This window comes from Pectobacterium sp. 1950-15 (genome assembly GCF_037136835.1).
In the GTDB taxonomy this organism is placed as follows: domain Bacteria; phylum Pseudomonadota; class Gammaproteobacteria; order Enterobacterales; family Enterobacteriaceae; genus Pectobacterium.
In genome coordinates this window covers 248,238-260,863 of record NZ_JBBBQR010000003.1, presented here as the reverse complement: position 1 = coordinate 260,863, position 12,626 = coordinate 248,238, and the positions used below count along the sequence as shown (strand labels likewise).

At 54.1% G+C, this 12,626-nt stretch carries 17 protein-coding genes; 16 read left to right on the top strand and 1 reads right to left on the bottom strand.

All coding sequences use genetic code 11. From position 1 onward, the window contains the following. Positions 1–1,713 carry a terminase large subunit domain-containing protein gene (locus WCT94_RS05265; protein ID WP_336868350.1) on the bottom strand — a complete coding sequence of 571 codons (1,713 nt, stop codon included), beginning with the start codon at positions 1,711–1,713 and terminating at the stop codon, positions 1–3. 145 nt (positions 1,714–1,858) lie between these two features. On the opposite strand from WCT94_RS05265, the gene WCT94_RS05260 reads away from it, so the two are divergent. From WCT94_RS05260 to WCT94_RS05190, 16 genes are all read left to right on the top strand, one after another. After that, a complete protein-coding gene (locus WCT94_RS05260) occupies positions 1,859–2,704 on the top strand; it encodes a GPO family capsid scaffolding protein (protein WP_336832123.1) in 846 nt (281 codons plus the stop codon). 34 nt (positions 2,705–2,738) lie between these two features. Beyond that, positions 2,739–3,782 (top strand): phage major capsid protein, P2 family, encoded by a 1,044-nt coding sequence (locus WCT94_RS05255; protein WP_336868349.1) that lies wholly within the window; start codon positions 2,739–2,741, stop codon positions 3,780–3,782. A gap of 51 nt (positions 3,783–3,833) precedes the next feature. Continuing rightward, complete coding sequence (gene gpM / locus WCT94_RS05250; protein ID WP_336868347.1) at positions 3,834–4,649, top strand: phage terminase small subunit; 816 nt, start codon at positions 3,834–3,836, stop codon at positions 4,647–4,649. Between the two features lie 96 nt (positions 4,650–4,745). Then, positions 4,746–5,252 (top strand): head completion/stabilization protein, encoded by a 507-nt coding sequence (locus WCT94_RS05245; RefSeq protein ID WP_336868345.1) that lies wholly within the window; start codon positions 4,746–4,748, stop codon positions 5,250–5,252. Then, positions 5,252–5,455, top strand: coding sequence for a tail protein X (locus WCT94_RS05240; RefSeq protein WP_180777721.1), 204 nt, complete (start codon positions 5,252–5,254; stop codon positions 5,453–5,455). The genes WCT94_RS05245 and WCT94_RS05240 overlap by 1 nt, the downstream gene beginning before the upstream one ends. Continuing rightward, entirely contained in the window at positions 5,446–5,748 is a 303-nt protein-coding gene (locus WCT94_RS05235; RefSeq protein WP_039490566.1) for an HP1 family phage holin, read from the top strand. The genes WCT94_RS05240 and WCT94_RS05235 overlap by 10 nt, the downstream gene beginning before the upstream one ends. Further along, positions 5,738–6,214, top strand: a complete 477-nt coding sequence (locus WCT94_RS05230; protein ID WP_336868484.1) for a lysozyme — start codon at positions 5,738–5,740, stop codon at positions 6,212–6,214. The genes WCT94_RS05235 and WCT94_RS05230 overlap by 11 nt, the downstream gene beginning before the upstream one ends. After that, complete coding sequence (locus WCT94_RS05225; protein WP_336868343.1) at positions 6,196–6,621, top strand: hypothetical protein; 426 nt, start codon at positions 6,196–6,198, stop codon at positions 6,619–6,621. Before WCT94_RS05230 ends, WCT94_RS05225 begins: the two co-directional genes overlap by 19 nt. Further along, the gene (gene lysC, locus WCT94_RS20810; protein ID WP_442955475.1) at positions 6,539–6,772 is read left to right on the top strand and encodes an Rz1-like lysis system protein LysC; all 234 of its coding nucleotides are present in this window, start codon (positions 6,539–6,541) and stop codon (positions 6,770–6,772) included. Before WCT94_RS05225 ends, lysC begins: the two co-directional genes overlap by 83 nt. Next, complete coding sequence (locus WCT94_RS05220; protein WP_336868341.1) at positions 6,738–7,226, top strand: phage tail protein; 489 nt, start codon at positions 6,738–6,740, stop codon at positions 7,224–7,226. The genes lysC and WCT94_RS05220 overlap by 35 nt, the downstream gene beginning before the upstream one ends. 2 nt (positions 7,227–7,228) lie before the next feature. Further along, entirely contained in the window at positions 7,229–7,867 is a 639-nt protein-coding gene (locus WCT94_RS05215; protein WP_336868339.1) for a phage virion morphogenesis protein, read from the top strand. Positions 7,868–7,957: 90 nt separating this feature from the next. Continuing rightward, the gene (locus WCT94_RS05210; RefSeq protein WP_336868337.1) at positions 7,958–8,542 is read left to right on the top strand and encodes a phage baseplate assembly protein V; all 585 of its coding nucleotides are present in this window, start codon (positions 7,958–7,960) and stop codon (positions 8,540–8,542) included. Beyond that, positions 8,539–8,898, top strand: coding sequence for a GPW/gp25 family protein (locus WCT94_RS05205; protein ID WP_121268465.1), 360 nt, complete (start codon positions 8,539–8,541; stop codon positions 8,896–8,898). The genes WCT94_RS05210 and WCT94_RS05205 overlap by 4 nt, the downstream gene beginning before the upstream one ends. Beyond that, positions 8,895–9,806 carry a baseplate assembly protein gene (locus WCT94_RS05200; RefSeq protein WP_336868335.1) on the top strand — a complete coding sequence of 304 codons (912 nt, stop codon included), beginning with the start codon at positions 8,895–8,897 and terminating at the stop codon, positions 9,804–9,806. Before WCT94_RS05205 ends, WCT94_RS05200 begins: the two co-directional genes overlap by 4 nt. Further along, positions 9,799–10,407, top strand: a complete 609-nt coding sequence (locus tag WCT94_RS05195) for a phage tail protein I (protein WP_336868334.1) — start codon at positions 9,799–9,801, stop codon at positions 10,405–10,407. The genes WCT94_RS05200 and WCT94_RS05195 overlap by 8 nt, the downstream gene beginning before the upstream one ends. Continuing rightward, complete coding sequence (locus tag WCT94_RS05190; protein ID WP_336868332.1) at positions 10,404–12,497, top strand: phage tail-collar fiber domain-containing protein; 2,094 nt, start codon at positions 10,404–10,406, stop codon at positions 12,495–12,497. The genes WCT94_RS05195 and WCT94_RS05190 overlap by 4 nt, the downstream gene beginning before the upstream one ends. Positions 12,498–12,626 lie beyond the last annotated feature (129 nt).

Here is a 12,626-nt window from a genome sequence, read left to right as displayed (position 1 = left end):
TTAGAACTCCTGAATAAATCCATCATTACCGCCCGACTCGCTGCCGATTGGTTCATTGTGTAAGGCGTGCATGGTTGCCCATGCTATGTCGCCGTGACTGCTGCCTTTTGTCCTGTCTGATGCATACGACGTCATGCCGCCCTGCGTAACAAATTTCCGCACTGTCATGAAAGACCGCGCCAGCTCCATCATCCCCGCGTCGTACTCAAAGCGCCCCGCACGGATCAGCATTTGGGCTTTCAGTACCAGTTCGCGTTTAACGCTGGGTGAGTATTGATATTTCACGGCGGCGGGGAAAAATTTGACGACAAGCTGATGCACGGCGCTGCCGTTGCCGGTGCTATCAATGCCGATAAACTGAACGTTGTATTGGTGGGTCAGTTCCTTGATGACTTCGGCCTGTTTTTCAAATGTCATACCGCGTAACTGCCGTACCTCAATCACACGGAATTTGCCGCCTGGAACGGCGGGAGGAGACACGATAGACAGGCCGGCGCTGTCACCTGTGCCGCTGTCGCCGCTCGGATCGTAGCCTATCCATACGGGGCGATTACCTAACGGCCGCTGTGTGTACGGTCGCCAGTCCGGCCAGACGTCATCGTTGTAGCCATCCACACCGCAGTTAATCAGCGCGGTATAGTCAAAAGCCCGCTCACCGACGCTGACAAAGCGGCAGGCGTACAGGTTTTCAAAATCGTCAGGGCTGTTTTCAGACTTAATTTCATCCAGATCAACCAGGTCAAAACCTTGCTCTAACGTGTCATGGATGGTGACGACCTGCCGCCAGATATTGTCACCGCACAGCAACCCTTTCTTCAGTACCTTATGGGTAACGTCGATTTCTACCCGTTCCGCTTTAGGGCGGCTTTTGTTAAAGAAATCCCCTGTCCAGAACGTGTAGGCTTCATGTTCTTCACTTGATGGCGTGGAAAAGTACGTGCGGCGCAACCCTTTTTGCGTCGCCATCCCCGCCGCGACTTTACGCAGATTAAGAAAGTTGCTAACCCAAAAGAACTCATCAAAGTACAGATTGCCGGTGTAACTCTGCGCGGTTGCCGCTGACGTACCGAGAAAGTACAGCGTTGCGCCATTCGACAGCACGATCGCGTCACCGCCTTTCAGCTCCACGCCAATGCTGGAGGCCAGCAGTTGAATAAACCGCTTGAACTGGTACGCCTGCGCCCGACTGGCCGACAGAAAAATTTGGTTAGTGCCGGTTTCCAGTGCATCCAACAGCGCTTCACGCGCAAAATACCAACTCGCGCCTATCTGGCGGCTTTTCAGTATCGCGCGGTTACGCTGCTTGCGTTTTTTGTACCAGCGCTTTTGGTGCTCGTAGAGTGATTCCAGTACCAGGGCGCGCAACTCTGCGATCTGTTCGTCCGTAAAATGGTTCTTTGGCGCTTTCTTCCGCGTTTCCTTTTCCTGCTCCTTTCTTTCATCGCGTGAAAAACGTGCCATCTGACGCCCTAACAGGTCGATGGTCTTAAAGTCATGCGGCGTGAGGTCGTCTTTCTCTATCAGCCGCAAATAGCGTACTTCCGTGCGCTCCTGCGCCCGCTGGATCGGCGTGCTGTCATCCCACTTATCTCGACGTCGCCATGAATAGAGCGTGTTGTTACTCACCCCCAGCCGCTGAGCGATTTGAGGGATGCTATAAGCCTGCCAGTAAAGGCTTTTGGCTTCGGTGCGGATATCGGGAAGTAGATTCATGCATACAGGCTATCGCGCCCGCGCGCGGCAAAATATCGGCTCCTGTTGTCGTGGTTCAGCAACAACCCGCACCGATAGCGCCTGCGGTGAAGCGTGGCGATGATAGGGGTATCAGACAGTCACCCTGTTATCACCGGAGCATTACATGCCAATTTCAAAACCGTTTCTGGCCGCAGTCGAAGGCGCAACTTGCGACGGCCGCATCCTTGAGCGCGTGCATATTTCGCAAATGGCGAAAAACTTCAACAAACAGGTGCGCGGTGCGCGCGTGAACCTTGAGCACATTCGCGGTTACTCGCCAACCAGCGATTTTCGCGCGTATGGCGACGTGGAAGAAGTGAGCGAGTTTGAGATCCAGGACGGGCCGCTCAAAGGCAAGCTGGCGTTACAAATCAAGATTGATGCCACTGATGACATGGTGGCATTGAACACAAAGCGCCAGAAGATTTACCCCAGTATTGAAATTCATCCCTCTTTCGCTGACACCGGCGAAGCCTATCTGATGGGGTTGGGAATGACGGACGATCCCGCCAGTCTGGGCGTCGGCATTCTGGAGTTTAACGCCAAGTGCGGCGGAAAAGGCCCGTTGGATGGGCGTAAAACCAGCCCTGAGTGTTTCTTCACTGCCGCGGATACGCCCATCACGCTGGAATTTGAAGACGATGCGCCGACTGGCGACGCTGGGAGAAACTTCTTTTCCCGCATCACGGAACTGCTAACCGGCAGTCAACAACGGTTCAATAAAGAAAACGGTGAGCTGAAACAGGCTGTTGAACTGATCGCGCAAAGCCAGCGTGAGTTGTTGGACAAAACCGAAGCATTCAGTGCCTTACAGACGCAAAACACCGAACTGAAAGGCAGCGTGGCAACGCTGACGCAATCATTAACCGAGCTGAAAACACAGCTTGCCGGACAGGATGGCAACTTTAGCCAGCGCCCACCGGCCAGCGGCGGCAATCAGCAATCCAACGTCGTGTTAGCAGACTGCTAATCACCCTTTAAACCGAATATTGCAGGAACCTAACATGAAGAACGAAACCCGCGTGTTGTTCGACGCCTATATTAACCGCCAGGCAGAGCTTAACGGCGTACAACCTGATCACGTAACCAAGCAGTTCAGTGTTGCGCCATCAATCCAGCAAAAGCTGGAAGATAAAGTTCAGCAATCCAGCGAGCTGTTGCAAAAAATCAACATCACCGGTGTATCTGATCAAGAGGGGCAAAAGCTGGGGTTAGGTATCAGCGGCCCTATTTCAAGCTCGAACACATCAACCACGGAGCGACGTGAACCGAAATCTGTTCACACGCTGGATGATGATAAATTCCGCTGCGAGCAAACCAATACGGATACCTTTATCAGCTATCCACAATTGGATATGTGGGCCAAGTTCCCCGACTTTCAGCAGCGAATTAGTAATCAGATCATCAAACGAAAAGCGCTCGATCGCATCATGATTGGCTTTAACGGTACGTCGCGTGCCGCTAAATCCGATCTGGCAACCAACCCGCTATTGCAAGATGTGAATATCGGCTGGCTGGAGAAATATCGCCTTCATGCCGCACAGCGCGTGATGAACAACATCACCGTCACCAGCCGTGATGATGAAAATAAAGTCATCGCTAAGGGGGATTACGGCAACCTCGACGCCGTGATCTATGACGCCGTTAACTCACTGCTGGATGAGTGGTTTAAGTCATCACAAGATTTAGTGGTTATCTGTGGCCGTCAGATCATGGTCAGCAAAGAATACCCGCTGATTAACGCCATCAATACCAACAATCCTAACTCTGAAGCGTTGGCCGGTCAGTTGCTGGTATCGCGTAAAGCGATCGGCAATCTGCCCACCTTCATTGCGCCATCCTTCCCTGATGGCAGCATGTTCGTGACACCGTTTAGCAATCTGTCGATCTACTGGCAGGAAGATAAGCAGCGCCGTGCCGTGCGTGATGAACCTGAACGCAATCGTATTGCGACCTATGAGTCATCCAATGACGCCTATGTCATTGAAGACTACGGCACGGGATGTCTGATTGAGGGCATTACGTTCGCTAAAGCGGCGCAAGGCTAATTTCAACGGTAAGCAGGCCGGATAACACTCGGCCTGCATCAAGGGGGCATCATGCTGACACCTGCGCAGCGACATTTTCAAACGGTCATGGCTCAACGCCACGGCAAATCAAACGGCGGTGATGTTGAGCGTACCGCCTACGAACAGCAACTGCATCGGCTGAGGATGGATAAATCCCGTTTAAGCCAGGTGCAATCTGCCGCGACAAAGGCCGAACTGAAGCGGGAACTGTTGCCCGATTATCAGGGCTGGGTTAATGGCGTCTTGGCGTCAGATAGCGGCCAGGCTGATGAAGTGCTGACAACCATCATGATCTGGGCGATTGATGCCGGATTGATTAGCGATGCGCTGCGTATTGCTGATTATGTCCTGCGTCATCGCCTGCCGATGCCCGACCAGTACAAGCGCACCGTTGCCACCACGCTGGTTGATGAGATTTGTGATCCGGCACTGGCAGCATTTAAGGCTGATACAAACGCCGTCCCTTTGGCTGCTGACCTTCTGTTGTGGCTGGAACAGCTTACTGCTGGCGAAGACATGCCGGACCAGGTACGTGCCAAACTTTACAAGACGTTGGGGTACACCCTGCGACTGGATAATAACGAACTGAGCGCCGCGCGCGACTGGTTGCAACGGGCGGTCACCTTGTTTGATGGGATCGGTGTTAAACGCGATATCGAACTACTGGGACGAGCACTCAAGAAATCAACTGAGGCAGGGGCAGAAAATACGAATGCCCCACCTACGCCACCTGCGGATAAACCAGCCGACAAACCCGCAGCCAAAGCAACGAGAGCGCCGCGTAAATCGACGGCGGTGAAAGCATCACGAACTATGACACCACGCGCCAGAAAAAGCGCGCAGTAACCGAACGTGCCCCCGCGCACCAGGCGGCACGGCGTAATGCGAGCAATTTATTGTGTCGTGTTGCATCGTCCACCGCCTGTCTTTTGAGGTAACGCTATGAGCCTGATTGCAACAGAGCCAGTAAGGCCGGTCACGCAGGACGCCATCAACGATGGTGATGCGAAAGTGACGAGCCAGGCATTTTGGCCGGTGATTGTCCTGTCTGCTCTGCGTCGCGCGATGCGTCTTGATGGTCAGGTGACAACGGATCGCCTGATGGATAAAGCCATCGAAGCGGTTGCGCACGTTAACGGTCAGTTGGCCGACTGGCGACGCGGTCAGGAGCAGCGCGGCGTTGTCTTCCTGTCTGATGTTAAGTCAGAAAGCGCTGACGAAATCGACCAGATCAATGGCGAATCCGTGCTGGTCTGGCGCTACCGCCGTGCGGTGTATTCCATCACCAAAGCGCTGTTGATCGAGGGTTATCGCGATATTGACACCACGCGCGAGGGGGAAAAGCACGCAGAGGCGTTGAGTTCACAGATTGACACGCTGTGGCGCGACGGACGCTGGGCTATCCGCGACATTCTCGGTGTTAATCGTGGCCTGGCTGAGTTGGTCTGATGGACGTTCGTGCGCAGCAAAATGACACCGTCGACCTGCTGTGCTGGCGCTATTACGGCAGAACAGACGGCGTAACCGAAGGGGTTTACGCGGCCAATCCGGGATTGTGTGAGCGTGGGCCATTGTTACCCGCTGGCCTGCTGGTCACGCTGCCTGATGTCGCTGCGGCAACACAACAGGAAATCATACAGCTATGGGACTAACGACAGATCGCGTGGCATCGGCAATCACCTACTTGCTTGCCACGCTGATCGCAACCGCAGGACGAATGACGCTGAGCGACTGGGCAACGCTAATAGGGATTGCTATCGGGTTGCTCACATTTTGGGTGAATCGGAACCACAAAAAGAACATAGAGCGTGACCAGGCACAGCGCACAGACTTAATGCGTGAGTTGGTCAGGAAAGTTGATCATGAAAACCTGCCTGAAACGCTGGATGCTTTGCGCGTGATGAATGGGCAGGAAACAGGACGCAGAGGTCGTGATGTTACCTGAAGCACTGAAACAGCGAATCATTCCTGTCGTTACCGCGTGTGCATTGGCAATAGCCACTGTGTTCGTTGGTTTTTTTGAGGGTAAAGAGAACGCTGCTTACCGTGATATCGCGGGAGTCTGGACGATTTGCTACGGCCATACCGGTGATGTACAAGCCGGTGACTACAAGACAGATGCTGAGTGCGACGCATTGTTACAGCAGGATTTACAGCCCGCGTTTCATGCCATCGATCGGCTCGTTACGGTTCCACTCAGTGAGTTACAGCGCGCGGCACTAGCCAGTTTTATCTATAACGTCGGGACGGGTGCATTTGAGCGCTCGACGATGCTTAAAAAACTGAATCGTGGCGATATCACTGGCGCATGTAACGAATTACGCCGCTGGAACAAAGCCGCTGGGCGGGTCTGGCAAGGGTTAACCAACCGCCGCGAGGCCGAGAGAATGATATGTCTGGAAAAGTTATAGCGACATTAGCCGCCGCGCTGCTGTTTATCACGACTATCGCACTGGCTGACCACTACCGACAAAAATCACAGCGCCTTTCGGGTGAGGTGACAAGGTTAATCAACGAGCGGGACAGTACCGAGCGCATTATCAGTAATCAGCAACGTACTTTCCTGGTATTCAACACCCTGTCACGCGAGGCTGAGCATGATAAACGCCGGATACAACAAGATGCCGATACACGCAGCCAGACGATTAATCAGGCACTGGCCGGTCAAGTCTGTGCTGATGAGTTTGTGCCTGATGGCGCTGCTGTGCCGTTGCTCGACTACGCGAACCGTTTACGTGCCAATAGCGTGCGTTCCCTTGCCAGCGAACCTAACCGAACCGACAGTAATACCGCTGCCGCAGGGCGCGATAGTCAATAACCGGCTGACCTACGGCCAGTCGGTTAGCTGGAATAGCCTGCTACTGGCTGCGCTGGATAGTGCCAACCACGATAAGGCGAGAATTCGCCAGGCTGAACAACTGAGAGAGCAACAACATGCTAAAAGCGGAACTGCTGAGAAAAATCATTAGCGAACAGGTGCCGTGGTTGCGTGAAAATCCTGATCAACTGGTCGTCTATGTGCAGAAGGGTAATGCAATCAGTACCGGTGCGCGTTCCGCCTCCTTTGAGTATCGCTATACGCTGGAAGTGCTGGCGATGGACTACCCGCATTCTATCGATACGCTGATGGTTCCGGTGCTGATGTGGGCGCGGGTCTATCAACCGGACTTATTGCTTAACCCAGAACGGCGTAAAACGGGGATTACGTTTGAGGCTGACTTGCTGAGTAATAGCACTGCCGATTTATTGATCCGTATTCAGGCTGATGAGGCGGTCATCGTTACCCGTGATGAGACTGGCGAAATCAATGTTCGTCATCGGGCTGACCCACCTCCCGACCCGATGGAAGGTATGGACGGATGGTCACTGCTGACAAATGGCGATATGGCCAACACCGTCATTCATGATTCGACGGTGGGTTAGCGATGAGCCAGAACGATGCACTGTTTCAGGAACTGGATGGGTATTTGCAATCCGTTGTTGAGCACCTGGCGGCTAATCAGCGACGTCGTTTATCACGGCAGATTGCAACGGGCCTGCGTAAGCGCCAGCAACAACGGATAGCACAGCAACAGAACCCTGATGGTTCATCTTACGAGGGGCGAAAAAGGCAAGCCCGCCGCACACAAGGCGGTGTCCGGTTTATGTGGAAAAGTGAAGTGCGAGAGCTGCGTAACTGGCATAGCAGCAAAGGCCGCAGCGGTGAGCGAATGATTACGGGCTTTGATGTGGGGCGAGGTGGCTTACGCTCGTTTTTGCGTGCCGACATCGATCGCTACCTCAGTATTAACGTCAGCAGCGTCTCCACTGCACCGGCGCGTAAAGAAAAAATGTTCCGCAAGCTACGAACCGTCCGTTTTTTACGCATCGACACATCACCCAATAGCGCAGCGGTTGGTTTCAGTGGTCATGCAGCCCACATCGCCCATGTTCACCAGTTCGGCGAGACTGACAAAATAGGACGCTCGTCCGTGCGCTACCCCATCCGTGAATTACTGGGCCTTACGCCTCCCGATCTGGACTGGGTCGCAGATACAATTACGGACTTCATTCAGCCCGATTAGTTGTTACCGCCCCCTTACAATCCCCTTTCGTTGTGCGCTCGCGCGCGACACCTGAAACTGGCGCTATGAATTAATGACCGAGCGCCAGCCATGACCGCCAATGAGTTTGACCGCCTGCTGCATAACTTGATCCGTATCGGTACGGTTATCGATGTCGATCACGTGCGTCATCTGGCCCGCGTGGAAACCGGCGGGAATAAGACGGACTGGATACGCTGGGGCGTGGCACGCGCCGGTGATGCGCAAACGTGGTGGCCGCTGTCGATTGGTGAGCAGGTTGTTATGGTCGCGCCAGGCGGCGATCTGGAAACGGCGGTGATCGTATTAAGCCTGTACTCCAATCAGCACAGTGCGCCCAGCAACACTCCAAAGGTACACACCACTATTTATCCCGATGGAGCCAGTGAAACGTATGATGCCAACACCTCAACGATGACCGTTAAAGGCGTCAAAAATGTGATCGTTGAAGCGGCTGAATCAATCACACTGGACACCCCAAAAGTGATTTGTACCCAGCATCTCAGCACGCAAACATTCAGCGTAGAAAAAGGCGGCACGATGCAGGGCGATATCACCCACACCGGCGGCCAAATGTCATCAAACGGCGTAGTCGTAGACGATCACGACCATGGCGGCGTACAGCGCGGCGGTAGCAGAACGGACGGCCCGCAATGAGCAATGAAAAATATATCGGCATGAATGCCAGTACTGGTCGCGCGATTACTGATGATGAGCATATCAGCCAGTCAGTACGCGATATTTTAATCACCCCTGTCGGCAGTCGGGTGATGCGCCGCAGCTACGGATCACAGCTTTTTTCTCTGATTGACGAGCCTTACGAGCCCGCAATAAAGCTAAAGATAATGTCAGCCATCTACAGCGCATTAATGCGTTGGGAGCCGCGTATTACCCCAACAAAAATTACGCTGGAAACCCGTGGTGCCGGACTCGCTGCCGTTACGCTTCAGGCGCAGCGCACGGATAATCTTGCGGTGTTTAGCTCTACGATTTCACTACAGGGGGCACGATGAGCGGATTGATTGATTTATCTCTGCTGCCTGCACCTGATGTCGTTGAAACACTGGACTATGAAACGTTGTATGCGGAGCGCCGTGCGATGTTTATCGCTTTGTTTCCGGTAGAAAAACGGGATGCCATCACGCGCACGCTGGCGCTGGAATCCGAGCCGTTAACCAAGTTGCTGCAACTGTCTGTCTATCATGAGCTGTTATTGCGTCAGCGGGTTAACGAAGCGGCCAGCGCTAACATGCTGGCCTACGCCGCCGGAAGTGACCTTGATCAGCTCGCTGCCAACGTTAACGTGCAGCGCCTGGTTATTACCGCAGAAGATGCAGAAGCGATTCCCCCCGTTGAAGCGGTCATGGAGTCTGATGCCGATCTGCGCACGCGCGCGCAACAGGCATTTGAGGGGCTGAGTGTTGCGGGGCCAACCGCGGCGTATGAATTTCACGCGCGTAGTGCCGATGGGCGAGTCGCTGACGCCAGCGCAGTTAGCCCCAGCCCTGCCGCCGTCACAGTAACCGTGCTGTCGCGTGAAGGAAATGGCAGTGCCAGTGATGAATTATTGCAAGCCGTTAATGCTGCACTGAACGCCGAGAATGTGCGGCCGGTTGCAGACCGTGTAACCGTTCAATCCGTCGCCATCATTGCTTATGAAATTGCCGCAACGTTGTACGTCTATCCAGGGCCTGAAGCTGAGCCTATCCGAATTGCAGCAGAAACCCGATTGCAGGCGTATATCACTGCGCAGCATCGGTTAGGCCGTGATATTCGCCGCTCTGCCATCTTTGCCGCACTCCATGTTGAGGGCGTGCAACGCGTTGATTTGGAAAGCCCTGTAGAAGATATCGTGCTGGATAAAAGCCAGGCGTCTTACTGCGATAGCTGGGTGCTGAGTGTCGGGGGATCAGATGAATAACAGCCTGTTACCCGTCGGTTCGTCTGATCTGGAAATTGCCGCCGCAAAAGCCTGCGCAGAATTATCACGCACGCCGATCCCGTTACGCCAGTTATGTGACCCAGACAGTTGCCCGCCACGCCTGCTGCCTTATCTCGCATGGGCATTCTCTGTTGATCGTTGGGATGAAAAATGGCCTGAAATCATCAAGAGGCAGGCGATAAAAGATGCCTGGTTCATTCATCGCCACAAAGGCACCGTCGGCGCATTGCGTCGCGTTGTTGAACCACTTGGGTACCTGATTCGAATTACCGAATGGTGGCAGAACGGCGGAGAGCCAGGCACGTTTCGTCTGGATATCGGCGTACAAGATAGCGGTATTACCGAAGAAACATTTTTCGAAATGGAGCGACTGATTGCAGACGCTAAACCCGCCTCGCGGCACCTGCTGGGGCTGAATATCAACCTCGACACACAGGGCGCGGCCTACGTGGCTGCGCTGTCTTATGACGCCTCTGAGCTGACCGTTTACCCCTATTTTCCTGAAACTATCACTGTGTCCGGTCTGGATGTGACCGGGGCAGCACTTCATTTAATCGACAACGTGAGCGTAACCGCATGAGCGCAAAATATTTTGCCCTGTTAACCAACATCGGCGCGGCCAAACTGGCTAACGCGACCGCGCTGGGTAACCGACTGAACATCAGCCAGATGGCCGTCGGTGACGGCGGCGGCGTCTTGCCGACACCTAACCCGGCACAAACCACGCTGATTAACGAGACGCGCCGGGCAGCGCTCAATACCCTGAGCATTGACCCGAAAAACCCCAGCCAGATTATCGCCGAGCAGGTCATTCCCGAAAACGACGGTGGATGGTGGATTCGGGAGATCGGCCTGTTTGACGACGACGGCAATCTGATTGCTATCGCCAACTGCCCGGAAACCTACAAGCCCCAATTACAGGAAGGCAGCGGCCGCATTCAGACCGTGCGCATGATCCTGATTGTCAGCAGTACCGACACCGTGACGCTGAAAATCGACCCTGCTGTCGTGCTGGCAACCCGGAGCTATGTGGATAACGCGGTGATCGAGGTAAAAACCTATGCGGATAATCTGATGCGGCTACACCTCGCAGCGGCTGATCCGCACCCGCAGTATGCGCCAAAGGCCAGCCCGACACTGACGGGTAAACCTACCGCCCCCACGGCAGCACAGGCATCGAATGACACGCAACTGGCGACCACGGCCTTTGTGAAGTCGGCTATTTCGGCATTGGTGAACGGGTCGCCGGGCGCACTGGATACGCTGCAAGAGCTGGCGGCGGCGATGGGTAACGATCCGAGCTTCTCAACAACGGTACTCAATGCCATTGCTGATGTCACCAACAAGCAGAATGCGCACGCAACAGCCGCCGATCCGCACCCGCAATACGCACCAAAAGCCAGTCCAGCACTGACAGGCAAACCCACTGCACCCACGGCAGCGCAGGCATCGAATGACACGCAACTGGCGAACACGGCCTTTGTGAAAGCAGCCATCGGTGCATTGATTAACGGTGCCCCCGGTGCACTGGATACGCTGCAAGAGTTGGCAGCGGCGCTGGGTAACGATCCGAACTTCTCAACAACGCTACTCAATGCCATTGCTGATATCACCAATAAGCAGAATACGCACGCATCCGCCACCGATCCGCACACGCAGTATGCGCCAAAGGCCAGCCCGACACTGACAGGCAAACCCACCGCCCCCACAGCAACGCAGGCATCGAATGACACGCAGCTGGCGACCACGGCCTTTGTGAAATCGGCTATTTCGGCATTGGTGAACGGGTCGCCGGGCGCACTGGATACGCTGCAAGAGCTGGCGGCGGCGCTGGGTAATGACCCCGATTTTTCAACGACGATAGTAAACGCGCTGGCCGGGAAGTTGGAAAAAGGCCAGAACGGCGCAGATATAGTGAATAAAAAACTGTTCGCCAGAAATGCCAGCCTGCCCCATTTGGGGAGCGGGTGGGTTAATTTCGGCGGCAACGGCGGTACATGGACAACAGCGCAATTCATTGACTTTTTAGATGGTATGGGGGCATTTCAGCATCTGTATTTTGTGTGTGCGGGGTCATGGAGCTACGCGGTAAACCGGAAAATTACCGATACAGGCTGCGGGCATATTGAGTTGGCGGGCGCAGTCGTGGAGGTATTTAGTGACCGCTTTCATTGCAGAACGATCCGCATCACGACCCCGACAACATCAAGCGACGCGGAGGCGATACCGGGAACGTTTGTTTATATCGATAACGGTGCAGATTCCGCGCCCGGCTGGCGTCGTGAATATAATTCGAAGACCCTGCGCGCGGATGATATCGCGGCGCTGGGTGTGCCGCTTCGTGACGATAAGCAGATGTGCCGGGCGTGGGTGCGCTTTAATGAAAACGGTGAAATCAATGACGCATACAATGTGCAGTCAGTGATAAAAAACAGCACCGGTGATTTTACGATCCGGTTTAAAACCCCGATGAAAAATGAAAATTATGCCTTCACCTACACCGTGGGCGGGCGGGGCGACTCCATGAACATGTGTTCCGGCGCATCCCAACTGCCAACGGTTGATGCATTGCGGGTTATCAGTGTTTCAGCAACAGGGATCGGCAAAGGGGGCGATTTTCGGCTATTGGATTTCCCAGTCAATTCTGTTGTGGTTTTTGGCGGGGTCTGAAGAGGCACATTGATCGACGTAGCCGATCAATAACGCATAATCGATCTGTATAAACGTTTATAAAATAATCAGCGACGATGCCATTATGTCTATGGTTTTAAAATAATAATGATCCATCAGGGAAAGCGA